We start from the raw sequence: 25,100 nt of genomic DNA, 5'->3' as shown, positions 1-25,100 counted from the left end.
CTTATGTTAACATCTTCGTTTTTCGATGTCAACTAAGTTTTTCAATTTCTTTTTTGTCGTTTTCTGCGTTTCCGCATCAGCGACGGTTATTAATATATCATGGTGAAAAATGAAATGCAACACCTTTTATAAACTTTTTTTAAAACTGCCCACATTTCTTTTTTTATATCATATACTTAAACGAAATATCTCTTTCATGTATGAGCAATTCCTACATATATTTTATATAAAGTTACTCTATCAAAAGACGTTTCTTTCTATAATAAGCGTTTTATTCATATAGCATATCATACAGGGAGGAATATATATGGACTATACCGATTTATTAATCAAACTAGGTCTCTCGGCTATTTTAGGATTTGCCATTGGTTTAGAACGTGAATTAAAACGGAAACCACTTGGTTTAAAAACGTGTTTAGTTATTTCTATTATTAGTTGCCTCCTAACGATTGTTTCTATTAAAGCAGCTTATAACTTACCACATACCGATCATATGAATATGGATCCACTTCGACTTGCCGCTCAAATTGTATCAGGAATTGGTTTTTTAGGTGCTGGCGTAATTTTAAGAAGAGGTAACGATAGCATTGCAGGGCTCACGACTGCCGCTATGATCTGGGGTGCTTCTGGTATTGGTATTGCTGTTGGGGCCGGATTCTATATTGAAGCGATATTCGGAATGTGTTTCCTTATGATTAGTGTCGAACTTATACCACTCGCGATGAAATATGTAGGCCCTAGATCATTTCGTCAACGTGATATCGCTGTGAAACTTGTTGTACGAAATATGGACAATATCCCAATCGTAATTGAAGAAATAAAAGAAATGGATATAAAAGTTAAGAATATGAAGCTTAAAACATTAGAAAACGGTTCTCACTATTTACATCTTAAACTATCCATTGATCAAAAAAGACATACTGCTGATGTTTACTATGCTCTCCAGCATCTTGAAAGTGTCCAACAAACTGAAGTGGAAAGTATGTAACGTAAAACAAACTCTCTTTAATTAGAGAGTTTTTCTTTTTTCTATAATGGCAACAATGAATGTAGTCCTACAAAGTAAGGAGGAATAGGCAATTGAAATCCCGTCCGAATTTAGTAGATACATTTCGTGATTCCATTATTTTTCGTTTAATTTGTTTTATTATTGTACTGACTGCTTTTTCCGGTTTTCTTATACATAGATTAGAACCTTTTCATTTCACTACATGGTTTGACGGAATTTGGTGGTCAATCGTTACCATTTTTACAGTTGGATATGGAGACTTTGCTCCCCATACGACGATAGGAAAACTAATAGGTATAAGTATTATTTTATTAGGAACTGGCTTTTGTTCTTATTATATGGTGCTGTTTGCTACTGAAATGATTAATAAACAATATATGAAAATTAAAGGTGAAGAAGCCGCTACTTCTAACGGTCATATGATTATCGTTGGCTGGAATGAGCGCGCAAAACATGTTGTAAAGCAAATGCACGTATTACAACCAAACCTTGATATCGTTTTAATTGATGAAACACTTTCTTTACTCCCAAAACCATTTCATCATTTAGAATTTATAAAAGGTTGTCCGCATCACGATCAAACTTTATTAAAGGCCAATATTGCAACGGCACACACCATATTAATAACAGCTGATAAAGAAAAAAACGAAAGCTTAGCGGATACACAGTCCATTTTAAATATTTTAACTGCAAAAGGGCTCAACCCAAACATTCACTGCATCGCTGAACTTCTTACTTCTGAACAAATACAAAATGCAACGAGAGCTGGCGTGTCAGAAATTATAGAAGGAAATAAATTAACGAGCTATGTATTTACCGCTTCTCTTTTATTCCCTTCCATTTCAGGTGTACTATTTTCACTTTACGACGAAATCTCTGATAATAAATTACAACTGATGGAGCTTCCATCGTCCTGCACCGGACAAACTTTTGCCAATTGTAGCTATACTCTTTTAAAGCAAAACATTCTCTTACTAGGTATAAAGCGCGACGAACAATATATGATTAATCCAGTTCATTCCTTTGTTCTCATTGAAAGCGACATACTCATTGTTATTCACCATTAGTAAAATGACGCTCTAATTCTTGCATGAGCACTTTCCCAATATTGATATATTTTCTTTTCACATCTCCATCTGGATCTTTCGGCTCAGCAAATTGATCCATTCCACTCGTTCCAGCTGTTAAAGTATTCACATTATCATCTAGTTCGTCTTGATATACGTGCGAAAGAATATACGGCGTTCCAAGACGAACTATTACGCCTGGTACATCTAGTTCTCCATCAATGGCTGTAAATGGAACTCGTAAAAATTGATACCCATCTTCTTCATCAATTTTGTAATCGAAGCATCCTTTATCATAATCCCAATTACCACCAATGCTATATCCAAGTGGTTTCATAATCTCTTCTAACTTATATAACGCATATGTACGTCCTTCTAAATTTGATTGAATCGGAATCAAGCCCATCCCTCCTAGACTTTTCCTTTAGCATACCCACTTTAGTTTGAATATACTGATGGACTTTTCGATAAAATAATAAAAAGCGACCGGAATCCGGTCGCTTTTTATTATTTTAAACGCTCTTCTAATTCTGCTTTTAATTCTTCAAATCCTGGTTTACCAAGTAAAGCAAACATGTTTTTCTTGTATGCTTCTACTCCAGGTTGGTCAAATGGATTCACGCCTAATAAGTAGCCGCTCATCGCACATGCTTTTTCGAAGAAGTATACAAGGTAACCGAATGTGTACTCATTTAATTCAGGAATATTTACGATTAAGTTTGGTACTCCCCCGTCGCTATGTGCAAGTAATGTACCTTCGTATGCTTTTGTGTTTACGAAGTCTACAGTTTCACCAGCAAGGTAGTTTAATCCGTCTAAATCGTTTTCTTCTGATTCGATTGTTAGTTCATGTGTAGATTTTCCTACTTTAAGAACTGTTTCAAATAAGTCACGACGCCCTTCTTGAACGTATTGACCTAATGAGTGTAAATCAGTTGAGAAGTTTGCTGAAGATGGGAAAATACCTTTTTGATCTTTTCCTTCACTTTCACCAAATAACTGTTTCCACCACTCAGCGAAGTATTGAAGTGCTGGCTCATAGTTAACAAGCATTTCAATTGTTTTTCCTTTATTGTATAAAGCGTTACGAACTACTGCGTATTGGTAAGCTGGATTTTCTTCTAGTTCTGATGTTCCGAAGTCATCATGACCAGCAGCTGCACCTTTCATCATCTCTTCAATATTTAAGCCACTTACTGCGATTGGTAATAAACCAACTGGCGTTAATACAGAGAAACGACCTCCAACATCATCTGGAATAACAAATGTTTCATAACCTTCGTTATCAGCTAATGTTTTTAATGCACCACGCGCTTTATCTGTAGTTGCATAAATACGTTTGCGCGCTTCTTCTTTTCCATACTTTTCTTCTAATAACTTACGGAAGATACGGAATGCTAGTGCTGGCTCTGTTGTTGTACCTGATTTGGAAATAACGTTAATAGAGAAGTCTTTACCTTCTAATACGTCCATTAAATCTTTCATATAAGTGGAGCTAATGTTTTGTCCAACAAATAGCACTTGTGGAGTTTTACGTTGTTCTTTAGAAAGCGTGTTGTAGAAAGAATGGTTTAACATTTCGATTGCTGCGCGTGCTCCTAGGTAAGAACCACCAATACCTACAACAAGTAAAATGTCAGAGTCATTTTTAATTTTTTCTGCGCATTTTTGAATGCGAGCGAATTCTTCTTTGTCATATTGAAGCGGAAGGTCTACCCACCCAAGGAAATCGTTCCCAGCTCCAGTTTTTTCGTGGATTGCGTGATGTGTTACTTTCACTGCATCACGTAAATAAGTGATTTCATGTTCACCGATGAAGGATAACGCTTTAGAATAGTCGAACGTTACATGTGTACTCATCTTTTTCCCTCCAATTATGGATATGTATTTCTGTATTCACTTTAGCGAAACTGAAGTTGTAAATCAAGCGATTAGGCAATTGTAAACGTAACCAATATATATTTTTTAGAAAAAGTTCATTTTTTGCATAAAAATTCGCATTTTTCGGTATAGATGTATATACATCCTCTTTCGAACATTTTTTATGTATAAAAACAACATAACTACCCCATTCTATAAAAGAGTTAATTAACTCATCGCTTGCTCATGCTTCACAATTAAGGGGGGCTTTTTCATGAGTACTTTGCAACGTATCGCATTAGTCTTTACTGTAATTGGCGCTGTGAACTGGGGACTAATCGGGTTTTTCCAGTTTGACTTAGTAGCAGCCATTTTCGGTGGACAAAATTCAGCTCTTGCACGTATTATTTACGGCATCGTTGGTATATCTGGGCTTATCAACCTTGGTTTACTGTTTAAACCATCTGAAAATCTTGGTACGCACCCAGAAACAAACGAAATTCGATAATCAGTATGTCCTTTCACCTCCGACATACGAATATGATTGCATGCAATCATATTTGCAAATATATATCATAAGATAAAGTAAAAGAGGAACGCTCATATGCGTTCCTCTTTTACTTTGTTAACTCGGACTCTTCAATCCATTCTGCCAACTTTTCTCGCAGCGTATTAAATCCGTTTTCAGATGGGTTTGGTATAAGAATCCTTCCTTGTTTTCTTTTCGCAGCTTTTAACGATAAACTCATTTTTCTGTGCTCTTCATCAATTGAAAGTACCTTTACTTCTACTGTATCGCCGACCTTTAAAAAGTCATGAATATCCTTTACATATCCATTTGTAATTTCAGATATATGCACAAGTCCTTGTGTTTCTGCATCTAACGCTACAAACGCACCGTAATCTTGAATTCCAGTCACTTTCCCTGTTACAACCACTCCTGTTGTATATTGTTCTGACATATGAAACACTCCCATACGTTTACCATTCTCTCTACAATTATAGAGAGCAAAGCAGATATATTTATTTTAAATATCCGATTGGTTAGTACGCATTCTAGATAACAATATCTAGAATGCACATACCTTATATTAGTAAATTATACCACTATGACAGAACTCATTCAAAATTCATGAAAAATTTCCCTTAAAGAAGTATAATTCTCCAATATTGGGATAGACTACTAACACATGGCTTTCTAGTATTCCCCCCCTTTTATGGACAAAACGTATTACGTTTTGTCCTTTTTTTATTTTCAACAAACCGTTCCATTCTCTTCATTGCTTCCATAAGTTGTTCAAGCGACGTCGCATAAGAACAACGAATAAACCCTTCACCACTTTCGCCAAATACGCTACCAGGGACAACAGCTACTTTTTCTTCCAGCAATAACTGTTCTGCAAATTCCGCTGAAGATAATCCTGTTGAAGATATAGAAGGGAAAACATAAAATGCTCCGCCCGGCACATGACACGTTAAGCCCATTTCATTGAAAGATGTCGTCATAAAATTACGACGCTTCTTATAACTATCTCTCATCCGAATTACTTCATCATTCCCCGCACGTAACGCTTCAAGTGCTGCGAACTGAGACATCGTCGGTGCACACATCATGGAATATTGGTGAATTTTGAGCATTAATTCTGAAAAATGAACAGGAGCTGCAATCATACCAAGACGCCATCCTGTCATCGCAAATCCTTTTGAAAATCCTGAAATTAAAATCGTATGCTCGCGCATATTTTTAATACTCGCGAAACTTGTATATACTTCGTCGTATACAAGCTCTGCATAAATTTCATCAGATAATACGATTAAATTGTACTTCTCAACAATCACTGCTATTTCTTCAAGCTCGGACTTATTCAACATTGCACCTGTTGGGTTATTTGGTGAACAAAGTAAAATTGCCTTTGTTTTCGCTGTAATAGCTGCTTCAATTTGTTCTGGTTGTACTTTAAACTCGTTTTCTAGCTTAGTCTCCACAGGAACCGGAACTCCTCCAGCTAATGTCACAAGTGGTGCATAAGAAACGAAGCTTGGTTCAACAATGAGCACTTCATCATCAGGATTTATAATGGCACGCATCGCTACATCTAACGCCTGGCTCGCTCCAACTGTAACAATGATTTCATCACTTGGATCATAAGATACTGCAAATTGTTTTTTTAGATACTTTGCTATTTCTTGACGGAGCTCCAATAATCCTGCATTTGCTGTATATGACGTATACCCTTGTTCCAAAGAACGAATACATGCTTGCCTTACATTCCAAGGGGTAACAAAATCCGGCTCTCCTACCCCGAGGGAAATAACACCTTTCATATTTGCTGCTAAATCAAAAAATTTTCGAATACCAGATGGTTTTAAAGATTCTGCTGATCTAGATAGTTCAAATTGCTTCATGGTGTCACCACAATTCGCTTATCATCATCGTCTTTTTCATAAATAACGCCCTCATGTTTATACTTCTTCAAAATGAAATGAGTAGTTGTAGAAACGACAGATTCAATTGTTGCTAATTTCTCAGAAACAAACATCGCTACTTCCCCCATCGTTTTACCTTCTAATGTAATAGAAAGATCATATGTCCCTGACATTAAATAAACGGATTTCACTTCTGAATAACGATAAATTTGCTCAGCAACCGCATCAAACCCAACGCCGTGCTTTGGCGTAACTTTCACATCGATCATTGCCGTTAAACCTGTATGCTCTTTCACTTTCGTCCAATGGATATGTGTTACATAATCCACAATAATCTTTTCATTTTCTAATCTCGCAACCATCTTCTTTACTTCTTCTACTTCTATATTTAACAGCTTCGCTAATGTATCTACAGATAATCGACTACTCTTTTCAAGACAAGCTAATAATTCTAATTCTTTTTCTGTCACCATATAAATCATCCTTCCTTTTCGTTTGTGTCTAAATTATACAAATACCCTTTCCAGTTTGAAAAGAAGATTTTTCTATTGAATTATGTCAAAATAAAGTGAAACTTTAATCAGCGGAAAAATGCGTGATAAAGCGAAAGGGGATGGAACCGTGAAACCAAAAATTTATATTGCTGAACCAGTTCCGACATTTGTAGAAAACTATTTATCAGAACACTGTGATTATGAAAAATGGGATCAAAATGAGAAAGTACCTCGTGATGTTCTATTAGAGAAAATACAAGATAAAGATGGGTTATTAAATTTCGGATCTGCTATTAATGAAGAATTACTGACAGTGGCTCCTAACTTAAAAGTAGTGAGCAACATTTCTGTTGGTTACGATAATTTTGATTTACAAGCGATGAAAAATCGAAAGGTTATCGGAACGAATACACCATACGTATTAGATGATACAGTAGCTGATCTCGTTTTCGCCCTTATGCTATCAGCTGGGCGCCGCGTTTGCGAACTCGATTCTTACGTAAAAAATGGTGAATGGAACGCTGAAATCGGAAAAGAACACTTCGGACTAGATGTACACCATAGCACAATTGGTATTATCGGTATGGGCCGAATTGGAGAAGCCGTTGCAAAACGAGCAAAATTCGGATTTGATATGAATGTTCTTTACTATAACCGCCGTCGTAAAGAAGAAGCTGAACAAAAATTCGATGCTACATATTGTGATTTACAGACGCTACTGAAGCAGTCTGACTTTATTGTTCTTCTTACTCCATTAACAGATGAAACATATCACCTTATCGGAGAAAAGGAATTTTCATTAATGAAAGAAACAGCAATCTTCATTAATGCTTCTCGGGGGAAAACAGTAGATGAAGAAGCGTTAATCCATGCTTTAACAGAAAAGAAAATCTTTGCAGCAGGCATCGATACTTTTACACAAGAGCCAATTCAAAAAGATAATCCACTCTTATCATTACAAAATGTTGTGACTTTACCGCACATCGGATCTGCAACATTAAAAACTCGTCAGCAAATGGCCATGACCGCCGCTGAAAATTTAGTTGCAGGATTACAAGGAAAAACACCGCCTAATATTGTGCGCGGGTAATACTGAATAAACGAAAGGCAAGATGACATCGTCATCTTGCCTTTTTTTGTTAACATATTTTCTTCTTCCTTGGAGATGATATGAACAAAAATCAATGGAGTGACAAAAAATGAATCATAAATATACTTGTCCTTATTTCACTTTTTCCACTCGCGGCACTACTGTTCATTACGAATTGTATGAACATGATAATAAAACAGAACGCCCTACTTTCGTACTCGTTCACGGCTTTTTATCTTCCTCATTCAGTTACCGCCGTCTCATTCCTTTACTAGCGAAGGAAGGAACAGTCATTGCTCTTGATTTACCACCGTTCGGAAAAAGTGATAAGTCTCATCTGTTTAAGTATTCTTATCACAATTTAGCAACGATTATTATTGATTTAATTGAACATTTATCTCTCTCAAACATTGTATTAGTTGGGCATTCTATGGGTGGGCAAATTTCTCTCTATGTAAACCGTATACGTCCTGAACTCATTTCAAAGACGATTTTACTATGTAGCTCGAGCTATTTAGCGCGCGCAACCTTACCTTTACTATACTCTTCTTATTTACCGTTCTTTCATTTATACGTAAAGAACTGGATTATACGGCGCGGCATTGTTCATAACTTAATGAATGTCGTTCATGATCACTCATTAATTGACGATGAAATGAAAAAAGGTTACTCCGCTCCTTTTTATGACAACCGTATATTTCCCGCTTTAACTCGCATGATACGAGACCGTGAAGGTGACTTATCTTCAACTGAATTACAAAAAATCGAAACACCTATCCTACTCATTTGGGGTGAAAAAGACCGCGTCGTCCCTGTACATGTAGGTCATCGTCTACACAAAGATTTACCGAATTCAAAATTTATTTCTTATGAAAATACAGGACATTTACTACCTGAAGAAAAGCCTGAACATGTTTATGAAGAAATTATCGCTTTTTCCGCGCAATAAAATGAAACTTTAATCAATCCCCACCTAACTTCTTTGCTTCCGCTGAATTTTGAGGTCGGGGTCTTACTGCCCGGAAAATAGCGGGATAATATAAAAAAGGCTGTCGGAAATTCCGACAGCCTATAATGAACAGCTTCCACCTTCTTTTATTACAAGTAATTCCATAGCTAATTTCTCACATTTTTCAAGCGCAGGTACTTCCTCAAAAGACATAAAGTATATATGTTGAATCTTCTTTGCGATGTATTTTGGATCGTCAAACACACTTATGACGTTCACAACATCGCTCGCTTCTGTTTCATAAAACTCCGGTCCCATTTGAAACGGATCCCAATTCTTCACAACCTCTATCATCTTTTCATATGTACCCATTCGCTTCCCGCCTTTTCACTTTTTAATACTTTTCTTTATCCTATCACATCAGCTATTCTATAAGAAGAGAGAGAACTTTCATAACTTATTGGTTTTACAGAAGAAGGGAGCAAACTTATGCAACTATTTCATAAAGCAATCAATCGACGTGGAACGCATAGTATAAAATGGGATACATATAAAAACGAAGAACTTATCCATGCTTGGATTGCTGATATGGATTTTGAAGTACCAAAACCAATTCAAACTGCCTTAAAACAACGAATCGAACATCCGATTTTTGGCTATACACTTCCTCCCGAAAATATTGGGAATATTATTTGTAACTGGACAAAACAACAATACGACTGGGATATTCAAAAAGAATGGATTGTCTTTAGCGCCGGAATCGTTCCAGCTCTTAGTACGAGCATACAGGCTTTCACAAAAGAAAACGAATCCGTTCTCGTACAACCACCTATTTATCCTCCATTTTTCGAAATGGTCACAACAAACAACAGACAGTTATACGTGAGTCCCTTACAGAAACAAAATGATACATATGTGATAGACTTCAAGCATTTAGAAAAGCAGTTTCAGCAAGGCATCAAACTCATGCTTCTTTGTAGCCCTCATAACCCAATCGGGCGCGTTTGGACGAAAGAGGAACTTGTGCAGCTCGGATCGTTATGTACTAAATATAACGTAATCGTTGTGGCGGATGAAATTCATTCCGATATTATTTACGCAGATCATAGACATACACCGTTCGCTTCTTTATCTGAAGAATTAGCAGCTCGCACGATTACTTGTATGGCTCCAAGTAAAACATTTAATATCGCTGGATTACAAGCATCGATTATTATCATTCCAAATGAAAAACTCCGTCAAGCCTTTACATCTATCCAATATAGACAAGGCTTCCACGGATTAAATATCTTCGCTTATACAGCGATGCAAAGTGCCTATACAGAATGTAATGATTGGCTAAACGAAATTCGATTATATATAGAAGATAATGCTCAATTTGCTTGTGAATATATTAAAACTCACATACCTGCTCTTTCCGTAACGAAGCCAGAAGGTAGCTTTTTATTATGGATTGATTGTTCTCGTCTAAAGCTTTCTCAAAACGAGCGTACTGCATTACTTGAGGAAAAAGGAAAAATCATTGTTGAACCTGGTGAGAAATATGGGTTAGGTGGCGAAGAACATATTCGAATTAATATCGGCTGTCCACGATCTGTTTTAGAAGAAATTTTAAACAGACTGCGTCATACGTTTTCATAATAAGAAAGGAGTCTGTCCCCCTAATCATTCTTGGACAGACTCCTTTGTAATATTTTGTCGGTAAGTCGATATATTTCAAGTTACGGTCGATATATTCCAATAATCGCCGATATAATTTGAGTTACAGTCGATATATTCCAATAATCGCTGATATATTTTTAATTACATTTCACAAAGAAAGCTACCATTCACGGTAGCTTTTACTTTTTCTTCATATCCGATGCTTTTTTTACAATTACGCCACAAGCAATTCGATCCCCTGATTTACCTGTCGGTTGAGTCATACCATCATCAGGGTTTTCTGTAATAATAATAGACGCTCCATCTTTTCTATGAATCGTCGTTTTTCCTTCTTCAAGTGTGATGTGAGGTGCATCGATTTCCGCTTTAATCTTTCCAGAACCATCTGCAACTACGTTCGGTAAATCACCGTTTTCTGCACCCTTCGGATTAAGAAGACCATGTTTTTTATCATCAGGATTAAAATGATTCCCGGATGATTCAAAACGAGGTGCCTTACACTCTCCGATTTCATGTACATGTAGTCCGTGTGGTCCTGGCGTGAAACCTTCTCCTTTAATCGTAATTTTCACGCCACTTGTTTGCTGCACTACTTTCGCAGTCCCTACTTCATCTCCTGAAGCATTATGTAATTTCACTTCAATTTCTTTCGGCTTTCCTTGGTCACAACCTGCCATCAGAAATAATAAACAACAACTGAAAAAAAGCCGTTTCTTCATTTTATTCCCTCCAAAATATATTCTGCCCTTAGATTGTCCGAGCATAGAGGGAAACATACAAAAATGCATTACTGTTTCTTTTCAGCTAATAGTTTTTCTTCAACTTTCTGCAATCGCTCTGCTTCTCTTTTTGATACACGAATAAACATGCGCCACGTGGCAATAGCACCGATAATAAATAGAACGCAAACAATCCCTGGAATAATATATTCTGTTTTATCTTCCGGAAAATATAAAGGCATCATATAGAACACTCCTTATTATAGGATTTATAAAACATCAGAATTTTCTGTTATATAATTTTAAATTATAGTGGAACCTATCCATATTCTCAAGGGGCGTTCTGAAAGCAAATGATTTCTTTGACTCCTTCTCCTACTTTCCTTACTATAAACTTGAGGTGAAAAATATGAGAGAAACATTTGAAATTGGCGAAATCGTTACTGGTATTTATAAAACAGGAAAATACATCGGCGAAGTTACAAATAGCCGCCCTGGCAGTTACGTCGTAAAAGTATTAGCTGTTTTAAAACATCCGGTGCAAGGTGACTTACATAACGTAAAACAAGCTGACGTACCATTTTTCCATGAAAGACGCGCTTTAGCTTTCCGTGAACAGACGAACATTCCAGAGCAAATGGTGAAAAAATATGAAGGAGAAATTCCGGATTATACCGAGTCACTAAAATTAGCATTAGAAACTCAAATGAATTCATTTTCTGAAGATGATTCACCTTTTGCAGAGCGTAGTCTAGAAACATTACAACAGTTAAAGAAAGACTACAAACTCTAAAAAACAAAACGACCAAATTACATAATGTGCAATTTGGTCGTTACTGTGTGCTCACTTTCTTTAACACTTTTGAAAAATCAACAAGTTCTCCTAATGTTGGAGGTGCTGGCTTTACTAAATACTCTTTATCTTTTTCTACTAGTTTAAAAATATTGTACGTCGTCATCGCATCATCAAGCGCACAATGATGCTTCCCTGTCCCTACTTTTCCATACGCCTCAATTGCTTTCCATAATCCTGTTTGATTTCTTTCTCCAAAAAACTTCTTATACTCAAGCGATAAATCACGACACTGTCCGAAGAATGGAAAAGCTATCCCTGCCATTTCACAATTATGTTTCAGCACTTTCATATCCATATTTCCCCACGTTACAATTGTCGGTTTACATTTCGTTTCGTATTCTGCAAGCTTCTTAACGAGTTCAGGAAATGAAATCCCTTTATCCACGACTTCTTGTTTTATTCCTAAAAACTTCTTACATCGATCCGTTAAAGAAGGAAATGTTTTCGGCCTGACATGTGATGAATACGTATCTTCTACCTTACAGCCAGCAACTGAAACGAGTCCTACCTCAATAATCTCTGGAAAAAATCCTTTCGGTTTCTTTCTATGCTGGGGCATCGTAAACTCAAAGTCTAAAAATAAAAATCGTTGTTCATCCATACGATCCCTTCCTTATCATTTTTGTCATTCCTTTCTATTTGACACTCCTACACGAACAAGCTCGAATGCTAATTCCATTTTAAATATTCAGATTGGATGTATCTTATATATATGTCAAATGCCCACAAATATTTTAAAAAATAAGAAAAAATGACCTATGCAGAAAATATGACAAAATCTCTCCTTTCATTTACATCCGCAGTTTTTCTACTTTATAATGACGTTATGTGTGTTTCATCTAGTTAATATTTGACACACTAAGAAAAATGAATGAAAGGAGATGAGATTTTTGCACGAAACAACGCAAGAACTCGCTAACTGGCAGTATTATTTTGCTATCGCAGTCTTTTTAATTACATATGCCATTATTATTTCTGAAAAAATTAATCGCGCTGTCATCGCACTTCTCGGTGCAGCATTCATGGTAATTGTGGGGGTCGTCGATTTACATAACGCCTTTACGAAACATATTGAATGGGGAACGATTACGCTACTCATCGGTATGATGATTTTGGTGAACATTACGAGTAAATCAGGTGTTTTCCAATACGTTGCCATTAAAGCAGCAAAAGGGGCACAAGGAAATCCAATTAAAATTTTAATTTCCCTTTCCCTACTTACCGCGCTTGGCTCCGCATTTTTAGATAACGTTACAACTGTACTTCTTGTTGTTCCAGTTACTTTATCTATTACGCGCATACTGCAAGTAAATCCTGTTCCTTATTTACTTTCTGAAATTATTTTTTCAAATATTGGAGGAACAGCAACATTAATTGGTGATCCACCTAACATTATGATTGGTTCTGCAAATAAGCATTTAGACTTCAATGCTTTCCTATTGAATCTAGCACCAATCGTAATTATTATTATTGCAGTTACAGCAACAATACTTTACTTTATGTACCGTAAACAATTAATTGCCGATCCTGTACAAGTTAAAAAATTAATGAGCTTAGATGAAAAACAATACATTAAAGATCCAGTATTAATGAAAAAATCTTTAACGGTACTTGGACTTACAATTGTAGGTTTCATGACTCATTCTATTTTCCATATTGATGCCGCTATTATCGCCTTAACTGGTGCTACTGTACTTATGTTAATTGGTGTGAAAGAACATGAAATTGAAGAGGTATTCGCAAGTGTAGAATGGGTAACAATCTTCTTCTTCGCAGGGCTATTCGTACTTGTTGGAGGACTTATCGATATCGGTCTTATCAAAATGTTAGCTCAAAAAGTAATTGGTATAACAGGCGGAGATATTTCTTACGCATCCATCCTTATTTTATGGGTATCTGGTATCGCCTCTGCAACAATTGATAACATCCCATTCGTTGCAACAATGATTCCACTTATTAACGATATGGCAGTTGGGCTAGGCTTATCACCATCTGACGCACAAATCGATGTATTATGGTGGGCATTAGCACTAGGTGCTTGTCTGGGCGGAAACGGAACATTAATCGGAGCTTCTGCTAACGTAATCGTTGCAGGTATCGCGAGCCGCGAAGGACATAAATTTAGTTACATGGACTTCCTAAAAGTCGGTTTCCCAATTATGATCGTTTCATTAATCATTTCTCACATTTATATTTATTTACGCTACCTTATGTAGTAAAAAAAGCGCTCTGATAATCAGGGCGCTTTTTTACTTATATCTAAAATATATCGACTTATCAACAAAAAAGAAAAATCTACTCTTTATATCTCACCGGTTCATTTCGAATGATAAATAAATGAATCGGTAAGAACACTGAAAATGTGATTACATGAATAATCGTAAATAATATAGAGTTCGTTCCGTATCTGTCTAAAATAGCGTAGATAAGATAAATGGACAACACAATCGATACAGCTGTTGCTAGTAAACTTATAATTGGTACGAAATTAAAAATAAAACATGCAACGTATATACCAAATACTTTCCACCCTGCTTCTTCTTTCAAAAAATCTGGTAATTTATCTTTCGCTAAGTCACCCCATGTCTTACTATTCAAAAACGGAATAAACGCAAGCACCCCGTCCGTTGCACCATCATTTTTCGCCATCGAATAAAGTGCAAAAGCCGTTAACAAATATGAAATAATTGCCCAAATCAATATAACAAGAATAAACGCAAAACTAAGAGCAAAGAAACCTGCTAATACGCCTTGATCCTCCATCTTATCCTCTCCTCTCTACTTTCAACATATTTCATTACATTGCAAGTTATGTTTTAAAATTTATCCAAACTCTTTGTATAATAAGAGAAGAAAGAGAATAAGAGAGGAGCAACACTTATGCATCCATTTGTAAAAGCATTACAAGAGCATTTCACAGCTCATCAAAATCCTGAAAAAGCAGAACCTATGGCTCGTTATATGAAAAATCACTTCCCATTTCTAGGTATTCAAACACCGGAAAGACGCCAATTATTAAAAGACATCATTCAAATACATACTCTCCCAGATCAAAAAGACTTCCAAATTATCATACGTGAGCTTTGGGACTTACCAGAACGTGAATTCCAAGCGGCCGCACTTGATATTATGCAAAAATATAAAAAGCATATAAACGAAACTCATATCCCCTTCTTAGAAGAACTGATTGTCACAAAATCTTGGTGGGACTCTGTCGATAGCATCGTCCCTACATTTTTAGGCGATATCTTTTTAAAACATCCAGAATTAATTTCTGCCTATATTCCAAAATGGATTGCATCAGATAACATATGGTTACAACGTGCCGCTATTTTATTCCAACTAAAATATAAACAAAAGATGGATGAAGAACTTCTTTTCTGGATTATTGGACAACTACATTCTTCAAAAGAATTTTTCATTCAAAAAGCGATTGGCTGGGTCCTTCGTGAATATGCAAAAACAAATCCGGATGTAGTTTGGGAATACGTTCAAAACAATGAGCTCGCTCCATTAAGTAAGCGTGAAGCAATTAAGCATATTAAGCAAAATTACGGAATAAATAATGAAAAAATAGGCGAGACTCTATCATAGATAGACGCGTTCCTCTATTGAGATTTAAAAAAGAACGTGTTAGAATATGTTCATTATTATTAATATAAGTAGCGATGACGGACTTATAAGTACTTGCATAAAAAGCGATTCAGGGATAGTGAAAGCCTGAAGCCGCAAGGAAACGGCAGTCCCGAGCAATACATGATAAAGTGGATGCACCTTTTGTGTATCAACTAGGGTGGAACCGCGGGCAAACGCTCGTCCCTAGGCAAATAAGCCTTGGGATGAGCGTTTTTTTATGTTCTTTTTAGCATATACTGCTCGTTTCCAAAGTATCAGAGTATGTCATCGCCAATACGTTAACTTTCAAAAGGAGGATTTTTTTATGTATTCAATGGAACAAGTTGTAAACTTAGCGAAACATCGCGGTTTTGTTTTCCCTGGTTCTGAAATTTACGGTGGTCTTGCAAACACTTGGGATTACGGTCCACTTGGAATCGAACTAAAAAATAACGTTAAAAAAGCTTGGTGGAAAAAATTCATTCAAGAATCTCCACACAACGTTGGTTTAGACGCAGCTATTTTAATGAACCCTAAAACTTGGATAGCTTCTGGTCACGTTGGTAACTTCAACGATCCAATGATTGACTGTAAAAAATGTAAAGCTCGTCACCGTGCTGACAAATTAATTGAGGATGCTTTAGATGCAAAAGGCATCGAAATGGTTGTTGACGGTCTTACTTTCGACCAAATGGCTGACTTAATGAAAGAACATGAAGTAAAATGTCCTGATTGCGGTAGTGAAGAATTCACTGAAATCCGTCAGTTCAACTTAATGTTCAAAACATTCCAAGGTGTTACAGAGTCTAGCACAAACGAAATCTTCCTTCGTCCTGAAACAGCACAAGGTATTTTCGTAAACTTCAAAAACGTTCAACGCTCTATGCGTAAAAAGCTTCCATTTGGTATCGGCCAAATCGGTAAGAGTTTCCGTAACGAAATCACGCCTGGTAACTTCACATTCCGTACACGTGAATTCGAACAAATGGAACTTGAATTCTTCTGTAAGCCTGGTGAAGATTTAGAGTGGTTTGCATTCTGGCGTGAAACTTGTAAAAACTGGTTACTTTCACTTGGTATGTCTGAAGAGAGCATGCGTCTTCGTGACCACGGTGAAGAAGAGTTATCTCACTACAGTAATGCAACAACTGACATTGAATTCAAATTCCCATTCGGTTGGGGCGAACTTTGGGGCGTTGCATCTCGTACAGACTTCGACTTAAAACGTCACATGGAACATTCAAACGAAGACTTTAACTATATTGATCCACAAACGAATGAGCGTTACGTGCCATACTGCATCGAGCCATCTTTAGGCGCAGACCGCGTAACATTAGCATTCTTATGTGATGCATATGAAGAAGAGCAATTAGAAAACGATTCTCGTACAGTTCTTCGTTTCCACCCTGCTTTAGCACCATACAAAGCAGCTATCTTACCATTATCTAAGAAGCTATCTGAAGGTGCTACTGAAGTATTCGCAGAATTAGCTAAAGACTTCATGGTAGACTTTGATGAAACTGGTTCTATCGGTAAACGTTACCGTCGTCAAGACGAAATCGGTACACCATTCTGTATCACATACGACTTCGACTCAGTTGAAGACAAAGCTGTTACAGTACGTGACCGTGACACAATGGAACAAGTTCGTATGCCAATTAGCGAACTAAAAGGTTTCTTAGAGAAGAAAATCCAGTTCTAATTATAAGAAAAAGAGGCTGCTCGTAAGAGCGCCTCTTTTTTACTTTTCACGTTTTTCTTTAATTGCTACTGTACATCTTGATATACATAGTAAATCATCATTTTCATCAATAATACGAACATCCCAAACCATTGTCGATTGTCCTCTATGTATCGGTGTTCCGATCGCTGTTACAATTCCATCTTTCTTTGAGCGAATGTGGTTTGCATTAATTTCTAATCCGAAACAAATACATTTTTCTTGATCAATTAAATTATATGAACCAACACTTGCCACTGTTTCCGCTAATGCAACCGATGCACCTCCATGTAAAAATCCAAACGGTTGATGCGTACGCTCATCAACAGGCATCGTAGCAACTACCTTATCTTCTGTCATCTCTAACAACTCAATTCCAAGTGAATCCATTAAAGTTTTTGCCATATCGCTTCCCCCTTCTCTTACTTTAATTAAATGTATAATTTTACCTATTTATTTTCAAACTACTTATAACACTTATATAAGGAGGCTTCACCTAAATGAAACAGAAATTTTGTATATTACTGCTTATGTTCTCCTTGCTGACTATTGTACCAAATTGTGCAATAACAGCCAAAGCATCTAACCTGACAATCGATGTTAAGACTGTAACGCAAAAAGGTAAGAAACCTTATATAGAATATCAAATAAATAGGCCTTCTTTTCACAACTTTTCTGATTCTAAATTTCAAAATAAACTCAATTTATACTACAAAAAATCCACTGACAAATTTAAAAACAAATTAGAAAAAGAAGCAAAAAAATATTATAAAGAGACAGAAGGATCTAGTACACCCTTTCATCCGTACGTAGCAAATGTTGATTATAAAGTCTCTTTAAACAAACCACCTTTTCTTAGCCTATATGTGAATTACTATCAATATACTGGCGGAGCACACGGTCTTTATACGTGGAAGGCAAATACATTTGATTTAAACGAAAAAAAGGTGCTGCACTTAGACGATTTATTTCAACAAAAGGATAAATATAAAGATGTAATCCGTGCAGAGATTGTACGACAAATTAAACAAAATGAAAGCATTTATTTTCCTGATGCAACTGAAAAAGTAATGAGTATGAAAAAATTTCACTTCTTTTTAGAGCCAGACAATCTCGTCATTTATTTCCCTTTATATGAGATTGCTCCCTATTCAAGTGGAATTCCGCAATTTCGTATTCCATATACGTTGCTAAGAGACTATTTAAAGCCTTCTTATCAAAATATTTTAATTGACAACAAGTAAATATTTTCGCTACGATAATGTTAACCTAAAAACAACAGGAGGTTAACATTATGAGAAGATTTCATGTTTTAGATTTAGCATTAGCTGCCATGTTCGTTGCTCTTATGGCCATCGGTGCAAATATTGTATCTTGGGCACCTTTCTTACAAGTAGCAGGCATCCCATTATCTATGCAACCATTTTTCGCAATTTTAGCAGGTCTTCTTCTTGGAAGTAGACTTGGTGCCTTATCCATGACTGTATATATGCTCGTTGGCTTAGCCGGTGCACCAATCTTCGCTAACTTCAAAGCTGGATTTGGAGCACTTTTAGATCCTACTGGTGGTTTTATTATCGCCTTTATTATCGTTGCTTACGTATCAGGAAAACTAGTAGAACAAAAAGAAAGACCAACTTTCATTACATTTGCAATTGCCTCTTTCACTGGAATTATTTTAACTTATATAATCGGTACTACTTACATGTACGGAGCAGTCAATCTCTTTATGGGCGGTAATATGAGCTATAAAGCTGCTTGGATGATTATGATGTGGTTTGCAGTAAAAGATATTGCATTTACAATTATCGGTGCTATTATCACACCTCGCATATACTATGCTGTGCGTCGTTCTGCTTATCAGCATTCTCATTCGACGATTTCATAATAAAAAAGAGTTATTGCAGATTGCTGCAATAACTCTTTTTTTATATTAAGACTCTTGATTCGCTTGTTCTTCTAAAATTTTCTTCATCATTGCAACCATGTCATCACGCAATTCTGGGTGTTGCAGGGCCATTTCAATTGTCGTTTGAACGAATCCTAGCTTTTCACCTACGTCGTAGCGCTTTCCTTCGAAATCGTAAGCAAATACACGTTGGATTTCATTTAAGCTTTGGATTGCATCTGTTAATTGAATTTCACCACCAGCACCGACATGTTGCTGTTCTAAGAACATAAAGATTTCAGGCGTTAAAATGTAACGGCCCATAATTGCTAAGTTTGAAGGAGCTGTACCTTGTGCTGGTTTCTCAACGAAATTGCGAACTTGGTAACGACGACCTTCTTGTTCTAATGGATCGATAATTCCATAGCGATGTGTTTCCGACTCTGGAACAGTTTGTACACCAATAACAGAAGAAAGTGTTTTTTCATACTCATCCATTAATTGACGTAAACACGGTTTCTCAGCTTGGACAATATCATCACCTAGTAACACTGCAAACGGCTCATCACCAATGAATTTACGCGCACACCAAACAGCATGTCCTAGTCCCTTCGGCTCTTTTTGACGGATATAATGAATATCTACCATTTTTGAAGAAGCTTGTACTTTTTCAAGCAACTCATATTTTTTCTTCTCTAATAAGTTTTGTTCTAGTTCAAATGCATTATCAAAATGATCTTCAATAGAACGCTTTGTTTTACCAGTAACGATAATAATATCTTCGATACCCGATTTCACTGCTTCTTCTACAATGTATTGGATCGTTGGTTTATCTACTATCGGTAACATTTCCTTCGGCATTGCTTTCGTTGCTGGTAAAAAACGTGTTCCTAATCCAGCTGCTGGGATTATCGCTTTTCTTACTTTTTTCATCACAAAATACCCTCTCTCCTGTCGGAATCAATAGCAATTATTTCCTACATAAAACAAAAGGGAGATTTCGCTCCCTTTTGTTCCTTACTACTTAAAATTACTTTGTATTATAAACGATTCATAATGTCTTCTTTAATAGTAAGTAACTTTTGTTCACTATTTTGTAAAGAACTATCTTTTACACCAAAGTAAAACTTAATCTTCGGCTCAGTTCCAGATGGACGTAGGCAGAACCATGAACCATCCTCTAATTGATATTTTAACACATTTGATTTCGGTAAGTGAATCTCTTCTTTATGTCCATCTTGTAAAGATGTAACGATGCTTGCTTTATAGTCTTCCACTGCTACGACTGTTAAGCCTGCTACTTCTTTCGGCGGATTCTCACGGAACGTTGCCATCATCTCTTGGATTTTTTCAGCTCCATCTTTTCCTTTTAACGTTAACGATACAAGGTCTTCACGGAAGAAACCGTACTTCTCAAATACTTCTAATAGACCGTCATATAACGTTTTCCCTTGTGATTTGTAGTATGCAGCTACTTCACATGCAAATAGGACAGATTGTACTGCATCTTTATCACGGCAGAATGGGCGGATTAAATAACCATAGCTTTCCTCATAACCGAATTGGAATTCATATTGTCCGCTTTCTTCATACTGCCTAATTTTCTCACCGATAAATTTAAATCCAGTTAACGTATCAACTGTATCTAAACCGTATGCTTTCGCAATTGTACGGCCAATCTCAGACGTTACGATTGTTTTTAATACGACACCGTTCTCCGGAAGCGTTCCGTTTTCTTTCTTTTGAGATAGTAAGTAATCAAGCATTAATGCACCTGTTTGGTTTCCTGTTAATACTTGGAACTCACCATTATGATTACGCACTGCTACACCAAGGCGGTCTGCGTCAGGATCAGTTGCGATTAATACATCTGCGCCTACCTTTTCACCGTCACGAATGGCATACTCAAACGCTGCGTGCTCTTCTGGGTTCGGTGATTTTACTGTAGAGAAGTTTGGATCTGGTAACTCTTGCTCTTTTACAACTGTCACATCTGTAAATCCAACTTCTTTTAAACCACGGCGTACAGAAATATTTGATGTTCCGTGTAATGGTGTAAAGACGATTTTTAAGTCTTTGCCGACCTTTTGCACCATTTCTTTATTAATGATGACATTGTTCAATTCTGCAGCATATGCATCATCTACTTCTTGTCCAATAATATGTAATAAACCGTCAGCTTTTAATCGCTCTACATCAGCGACTTCAACTGTTAATTCATCTTCTACTGCATTTACGTAGCTAATTAACTCATCTGCTTCTTTTGGAGGTAACTGTCCACCATCTTCACCGTATACTTTGTATCCGTTATATTCAGGTGGATTATGGCTTGCCGTAAGAACGATTCCACTTACTGTATGTAAATGACGAACTGCGAAAGAAAGTACTGGCGTTGGACGTAAGCTTTCAAACACATATGTTGTGATACCGCGTGCCCCAAGTGTAGCAGCAACTTCCATTGCGAACTCAGGTGATTTATGACGAGAATCATAGGCTACAACAACACCGCGTTTTTTCGCTTCCTCACCTAATTTTTCAATAAAGCTTGCTAATCCTTTTGTTGCTTTACGAACTGTATATACGTTTAAACGGTTCGTACCAGCACCAAGTTCACCACGCATACCACCTGTGCCAAACTCTAGATTTTTATAAAAGCTATCCTCGATTTTCTTCTCATCTTGCTTCATATTTTCTAGCTGTTCTTTTAATTCTGCATCTAATTGTGCGTAAGAAAGCCAGCGACTAAATTCTTGTTTCCAATTCATTCTTCTCTCTCCTCTCGCTCGTCATACCTTTATTATATGAAAAAAACATGCTGTATCTCAATATTTTATAAAATCTAACAGGATTTTACTAGGAATATTTGTATACACTATTGTTAAATACTCCACTAAAGGGAATGAGGATTATGCACGAATGGGGCTTGTCAGAAGAGCTCAAAATACAAACAAAGCAAATGATTGAAATTGCTGAAAAAGAACTATCGATTATGAGGAACGCAATCGATAAAGAAGACGAATGTATTTTATGCAAAATGGAAGATATTCATCATATGTTAGCAAATGTACAAACATTGGCAGCTACATACTACATTCAGGCATATTTATCACCTTATACGGAAAGTTCATCTTTTATTACGACAGCTATCCAACATTTAAGCGCCAGAAAACATGGTGCTCTTATCGTTGTGGAACGAAACGAGACGCTTGAAGCTCTCATTCAAACTGGAACGACATTAAACGCTCATTTAACTGCACCATTACTCGAATCAATATTTTATCCAGGTAACCCTCTTCATGACGGTGCCGTTCTCGTAAAAAATAATCATATTGTCTCAGCTGCTAATATTCTTCCTTTAACGAAAAGTACAGAAGTTGATCCTGAGCTAGGAACACGTCACAGAGCTGCAATTGGCTTATCAGAAAAGAGTGATGCACTTATATTAGTTGTCTCTGAAGAAACGGGCCGTACTTCTTTTGCTTTAAATGGGGTTTTGTATACGATTTCTTTATAAACACTTTTTTGAACAGCGCGGTAGTAAATGAAGTTATATCGAATTACCAACAAATATACCTACTATATCAATAAAAAAGGCTGTCTCCAAAATTTGAGACAGCTTTTTCTTCAAAAAATTATTCTTCTACAAAATGCTCGAAAAGTATACGAATTACCTACCCATTGCTGGAACTGCCCCATAAATTATGTGCACACAGCGATATCTAAGTACAATAATTATCACTTCATGTCTTGCTAACTCTTTTTGTACTCAAAACATGTTTAGAGTTCTTTCATAACAACTATATTTTTTCTAAAATGCTACACTTCCGGCTATTATTTTGTATCTATTTTTAAGAAATAGTAAAAAAGGGTACTTTAGACATCCTATCTAAAGTACCCTTTTATTAAAAATCTATTTTATTATAAAGAATAATTGGAGACTGCAAAATGGTAAAAATATAGCATACTTTCAAAATTATTTATAATTATTAATATTAATATTAAACATAAAGCAACTACTTTTACACGTCTCATCACTTTAAAACCATATGCCAATAATAACGGTATTGTAAACAGCATATGTGCACCATAAATAAATGCTTCAGATGCTCCAAAGCCAACAATTCCATGTAAAACAATATTAAATAGTAAACAGAAACTTAAAAACCTTACAAAAGGTTCTTTTCTAAAGTTTTTCCATACAGCTACTATTATAAAAGCATATACAGATACAATCACAATCCATCCGATCATAGTATGCGATGGAAGCATATTTAATTGTGCGAATTGCTCACCTTGTCTTAAAGTAACTTCCGAGAATGGTCCAAAGATGAATGAAGATCCTAATACTAAATGAAATGCTAGTATATACTTAGACCCTACATATTCCTCTGAAAAACCTTGTTTCTCTGTAAATTTAATATTAGTATTGATCACATCAATAAGTGATATGTTATTTTCTATAATCACTAATACGAAAAGAAGAACGACCACAATGATAGAAATACCAGTCCAAATGATTCTTTTCTTTAATGTTTTATAACTCATTACACTACCTAAAAACCACATAAACGAATTTGTTAATGTAACTCCCGTTATTCCTATTGCCAATAACATATTAGCAACGCTGAATCCTGCTTTCGCTTCTTTTTCTCCTGTAATAAACGGATAACATACAAAGCACATCAGTACCAATGTGAAATTGGCATAAACAAAAGATTCCGGTGTCCACGTAATAACTAACATAGTAGCTGAAAATCCGTACATAACCGCTAATAGGAAAGAAACAATTACATTCTTACAAATTTTACAACATAACATGTAAATCATGACTACACTTATCGTACTTAAGAATGCTTGGAAAAATATAATACCTTGCACTACATTTTTTACACCTAGTGATGATACCACTGTTGCTATTTCCTCAGTTAAAAAATTTAAAAATGGATGTCGAAACAACACTTCATCTGCAATTGGTATTTTAGCCAAGAAAAAACTTAAAATGTAATAACCCTGATCAAAAGAAAAATACATGTCATACCAGGAAGCTGTTAAAATCTTAGAGTCGTTTTCCATTTTCCAACCGATAAAAAAATAAAATGACCAATAAAAAATGAAAAGGACAAGGGCTAATATCCCCTTTCCTTTATAACCATTCCAAATACTCAATACTTCTTCTCCTCTCTAAGGTAGAAATACCATAATTAGATGTGCTACATACCCAATAACTGTTCCTAACACAAGTCCACCAAAAATCTCATGCCAATGATGTCCTTGGCGCTCTCTTAATTTTTCTTCTTCCGAACTTATATGTTTATTCAACATTCTTGCATGTTTACCAACTGTACGGCGAAGTCCTGTGGCATCAATGATAACAATTGTTAAAATTGCCATCCCGATTCCAAACATCGGGGTATTAAAACCTTCATGAAACCCTATTGTCATGACCATACTTGATAAAATCGTTGTATGCGTACTAGGAAATCCACCATTTCCTACTAAACGAAAAGCATCTTTTCCAGAACGAAGATAATTCACTAAAAATTTCAATACTCCCGAAGCTACCCAAGCTATAAATGGAAGTACACAATATAAATATGTTCCCATTGCTTTACCTCCTATGATTTTGCAATAAATAAAATGCCAGCTACTATACATACCATTCCAGCAATTTTCATGAAATTGATTGTTTCACCAAATAATAATGCTGATGCAATAATAACAAACACATATCCGAAACTCACCAT

29 protein-coding genes are annotated in these 25,100 nt (G+C 36.1%); 13 read left to right on the top strand and 16 right to left on the bottom strand.

The window, feature by feature from the left end:
* Window positions 1-307 precede the first annotated feature (307 nt).
* Window positions 308-988, top strand: a complete 681-nt coding sequence (locus DN401_RS27670; protein WP_000386676.1) for an MgtC/SapB family protein — start codon at window positions 308-310, stop codon at window positions 986-988.
* A 92-nt stretch (window positions 989-1,080) separates the two neighbouring features.
* A complete protein-coding gene (locus DN401_RS27665) occupies window positions 1,081-2,076 on the top strand; it encodes a potassium channel family protein (protein WP_000842320.1) in 996 nt (331 codons plus the stop codon).
* Here DN401_RS27665 and DN401_RS27660 read toward each other — a convergent pair.
* Both DN401_RS27660 and DN401_RS27655 read right to left on the bottom strand, forming a co-directional pair.
* Window positions 2,063-2,476, bottom strand: a complete 414-nt coding sequence (locus tag DN401_RS27660) for a YugN-like family protein (protein WP_000612334.1) — start codon at window positions 2,474-2,476, stop codon at window positions 2,063-2,065. The two genes, DN401_RS27665 and DN401_RS27660, sit on opposite strands and share 14 nt — an antisense overlap.
* A gap of 107 nt (window positions 2,477-2,583) precedes the next feature.
* Complete coding sequence (locus DN401_RS27655) at window positions 2,584-3,936, bottom strand: glucose-6-phosphate isomerase (protein ID WP_000103654.1); 1,353 nt, start codon at window positions 3,934-3,936, stop codon at window positions 2,584-2,586.
* A gap of 274 nt (window positions 3,937-4,210) precedes the next feature.
* On the opposite strand from DN401_RS27655, the gene DN401_RS27645 reads away from it, so the two are divergent.
* Window positions 4,211-4,444 carry a DUF378 domain-containing protein gene (locus tag DN401_RS27645; RefSeq protein ID WP_000105788.1) on the top strand — a complete coding sequence of 78 codons (234 nt, stop codon included), beginning with the start codon at window positions 4,211-4,213 and terminating at the stop codon, window positions 4,442-4,444.
* A gap of 109 nt (window positions 4,445-4,553) precedes the next feature.
* Here the strand turns inward: DN401_RS27645 and yugI are convergent, their stop codons facing one another.
* From yugI to DN401_RS27630, 3 genes are all read right to left on the bottom strand, one after another.
* On the bottom strand, window positions 4,554-4,898 hold the full coding sequence (gene yugI / locus DN401_RS27640; RefSeq protein ID WP_000003764.1) for a S1 domain-containing post-transcriptional regulator GSP13: 345 nt from the start codon (window positions 4,896-4,898) through the stop codon (window positions 4,554-4,556).
* A 253-nt stretch (window positions 4,899-5,151) separates the two neighbouring features.
* Entirely contained in the window at window positions 5,152-6,342 is a 1,191-nt protein-coding gene (locus DN401_RS27635) for an aminotransferase (RefSeq protein WP_075676431.1), read from the bottom strand.
* A complete protein-coding gene (locus DN401_RS27630) occupies window positions 6,339-6,836 on the bottom strand; it encodes an Lrp/AsnC family transcriptional regulator (protein WP_149288067.1) in 498 nt (165 codons plus the stop codon). The genes DN401_RS27635 and DN401_RS27630 overlap by 4 nt, the downstream gene beginning before the upstream one ends.
* A 118-nt stretch (window positions 6,837-6,954) precedes the next feature.
* Between DN401_RS27630 and DN401_RS27625 the strand changes: the two genes are divergently transcribed.
* Window positions 6,955-7,947 (top strand): 2-hydroxyacid dehydrogenase, encoded by a 993-nt coding sequence (locus tag DN401_RS27625; RefSeq protein ID WP_002041993.1) that lies wholly within the window; start codon window positions 6,955-6,957, stop codon window positions 7,945-7,947.
* A 109-nt stretch (window positions 7,948-8,056) separates the two neighbouring features.
* A complete protein-coding gene (locus tag DN401_RS27620; RefSeq protein ID WP_001015860.1) occupies window positions 8,057-8,896 on the top strand; it encodes an alpha/beta fold hydrolase in 840 nt (279 codons plus the stop codon).
* 120 nt (window positions 8,897-9,016) lie between these two features.
* Here the strand turns inward: DN401_RS27620 and DN401_RS27615 are convergent, their stop codons facing one another.
* On the bottom strand, window positions 9,017-9,268 hold the full coding sequence (locus DN401_RS27615) for a YugE family protein (RefSeq protein WP_000537638.1): 252 nt from the start codon (window positions 9,266-9,268) through the stop codon (window positions 9,017-9,019).
* A 117-nt stretch (window positions 9,269-9,385) separates the two neighbouring features.
* Between DN401_RS27615 and DN401_RS27610 the strand changes: the two genes are divergently transcribed.
* Window positions 9,386-10,537: a MalY/PatB family protein gene (locus tag DN401_RS27610; RefSeq protein ID WP_100654990.1), complete on the top strand. Its 1,152-nt coding sequence runs from the start codon at window positions 9,386-9,388 to the stop codon at window positions 10,535-10,537.
* Window positions 10,538-10,737: 200 nt separating this feature from the next.
* On the opposite strand, the gene sodC is transcribed toward DN401_RS27610, so the two are convergent.
* Together sodC and DN401_RS30000 are read right to left on the bottom strand one after the other, a co-directional pair.
* Window positions 10,738-11,277, bottom strand: coding sequence for a superoxide dismutase [Cu-Zn] (gene sodC / locus DN401_RS27605; RefSeq protein ID WP_000746520.1), 540 nt, complete (start codon window positions 11,275-11,277; stop codon window positions 10,738-10,740).
* A gap of 68 nt (window positions 11,278-11,345) precedes the next feature.
* The gene (locus DN401_RS30000) at window positions 11,346-11,522 is read right to left on the bottom strand and encodes a hypothetical protein (RefSeq protein ID WP_000982757.1); all 177 of its coding nucleotides are present in this window, start codon (window positions 11,520-11,522) and stop codon (window positions 11,346-11,348) included.
* Between the two features lie 164 nt (window positions 11,523-11,686).
* On the opposite strand from DN401_RS30000, the gene kapB reads away from it, so the two are divergent.
* Window positions 11,687-12,070, top strand: coding sequence for a kinase-associated lipoprotein KapB (gene kapB, locus DN401_RS27600; protein ID WP_001209344.1), 384 nt, complete (start codon window positions 11,687-11,689; stop codon window positions 12,068-12,070).
* 40 nt (window positions 12,071-12,110) lie between these two features.
* Here the strand turns inward: kapB and kapD are convergent, their stop codons facing one another.
* On the bottom strand, window positions 12,111-12,734 hold the full coding sequence (gene kapD / locus DN401_RS27595) for a 3'-5' exonuclease KapD (protein ID WP_000344356.1): 624 nt from the start codon (window positions 12,732-12,734) through the stop codon (window positions 12,111-12,113).
* Window positions 12,735-13,023: 289 nt separating this feature from the next.
* Here kapD and DN401_RS27590 point away from each other — a divergent pair, with 289 nt between their 5' ends.
* Window positions 13,024-14,349: an ArsB/NhaD family transporter gene (locus tag DN401_RS27590; protein ID WP_000545209.1), complete on the top strand. Its 1,326-nt coding sequence runs from the start codon at window positions 13,024-13,026 to the stop codon at window positions 14,347-14,349.
* A 79-nt stretch (window positions 14,350-14,428) separates the two neighbouring features.
* On the opposite strand, the gene DN401_RS27585 is transcribed toward DN401_RS27590, so the two are convergent.
* Window positions 14,429-14,896 carry a hypothetical protein gene (locus DN401_RS27585; protein WP_000390061.1) on the bottom strand — a complete coding sequence of 156 codons (468 nt, stop codon included), beginning with the start codon at window positions 14,894-14,896 and terminating at the stop codon, window positions 14,429-14,431.
* Between the two features lie 117 nt (window positions 14,897-15,013).
* Between DN401_RS27585 and DN401_RS27580 the strand changes: the two genes are divergently transcribed.
* Both DN401_RS27580 and DN401_RS27575 read left to right on the top strand, forming a co-directional pair.
* The gene (locus tag DN401_RS27580; protein WP_000553309.1) at window positions 15,014-15,727 is read left to right on the top strand and encodes a DNA alkylation repair protein; all 714 of its coding nucleotides are present in this window, start codon (window positions 15,014-15,016) and stop codon (window positions 15,725-15,727) included.
* Window positions 15,728-16,073: 346 nt separating this feature from the next.
* Window positions 16,074-17,450, top strand: a complete 1,377-nt coding sequence (locus DN401_RS27575; RefSeq protein ID WP_000287147.1) for a glycine--tRNA ligase — start codon at window positions 16,074-16,076, stop codon at window positions 17,448-17,450.
* A 39-nt stretch (window positions 17,451-17,489) separates the two neighbouring features.
* Here DN401_RS27575 and DN401_RS27570 read toward each other — a convergent pair whose 3' ends face one another.
* Complete coding sequence (locus DN401_RS27570; protein ID WP_001140612.1) at window positions 17,490-17,873, bottom strand: hotdog fold thioesterase; 384 nt, start codon at window positions 17,871-17,873, stop codon at window positions 17,490-17,492.
* A 95-nt stretch (window positions 17,874-17,968) separates the two neighbouring features.
* Between DN401_RS27570 and DN401_RS27565 the strand changes: the two genes are divergently transcribed.
* A complete protein-coding gene (locus tag DN401_RS27565) occupies window positions 17,969-18,712 on the top strand; it encodes a DUF3298 and DUF4163 domain-containing protein (RefSeq protein WP_000810329.1) in 744 nt (247 codons plus the stop codon).
* 50 nt (window positions 18,713-18,762) lie between these two features.
* Window positions 18,763-19,356: a biotin transporter BioY gene (locus DN401_RS27560; protein ID WP_149288066.1), complete on the top strand. Its 594-nt coding sequence runs from the start codon at window positions 18,763-18,765 to the stop codon at window positions 19,354-19,356.
* 45 nt (window positions 19,357-19,401) lie between these two features.
* Here the strand turns inward: DN401_RS27560 and galU are convergent, their stop codons facing one another.
* Window positions 19,402-20,289 carry a UTP--glucose-1-phosphate uridylyltransferase GalU gene (galU, locus tag DN401_RS27555; RefSeq protein ID WP_002097988.1) on the bottom strand — a complete coding sequence of 296 codons (888 nt, stop codon included), beginning with the start codon at window positions 20,287-20,289 and terminating at the stop codon, window positions 19,402-19,404.
* Between the two features lie 107 nt (window positions 20,290-20,396).
* Complete coding sequence (locus tag DN401_RS27550) at window positions 20,397-22,121, bottom strand: phospho-sugar mutase (protein WP_001104225.1); 1,725 nt, start codon at window positions 22,119-22,121, stop codon at window positions 20,397-20,399.
* Window positions 22,122-22,264: 143 nt separating this feature from the next.
* On the opposite strand from DN401_RS27550, the gene cdaS reads away from it, so the two are divergent.
* The gene (gene cdaS, locus DN401_RS27545) at window positions 22,265-22,870 is read left to right on the top strand and encodes a sporulation-specific diadenylate cyclase CdaS (RefSeq protein ID WP_000545253.1); all 606 of its coding nucleotides are present in this window, start codon (window positions 22,265-22,267) and stop codon (window positions 22,868-22,870) included.
* A gap of 404 nt (window positions 22,871-23,274) precedes the next feature.
* On the opposite strand, the gene DN401_RS27540 is transcribed toward cdaS, so the two are convergent.
* From DN401_RS27540 to DN401_RS27530, 3 genes are all read right to left on the bottom strand, one after another.
* A complete protein-coding gene (locus tag DN401_RS27540) occupies window positions 23,275-24,522 on the bottom strand; it encodes a DUF6080 domain-containing protein (RefSeq protein WP_086401785.1) in 1,248 nt (415 codons plus the stop codon).
* A 15-nt stretch (window positions 24,523-24,537) separates the two neighbouring features.
* Entirely contained in the window at window positions 24,538-24,960 is a 423-nt protein-coding gene (locus DN401_RS27535; protein ID WP_000537666.1) for a divergent PAP2 family protein, read from the bottom strand.
* Between the two features lie 11 nt (window positions 24,961-24,971).
* Window positions 24,972-25,100, bottom strand: a 129-nt coding sequence (locus tag DN401_RS27530; RefSeq protein ID WP_149288065.1) for an EamA family transporter, incomplete at its 5' end; no start/stop codon positions are given.

Source organism: Bacillus sp. BF2-3 (genome assembly GCF_008368795.1).
Taxonomy (GTDB): Bacteria; Bacillota; Bacilli; order Bacillales; family Bacillaceae_G; genus Bacillus_A; species Bacillus_A cereus.
Note: the sequence above shows the minus strand (reverse complement) of the source record. Positions and strands in the feature narration are given on the sequence as shown.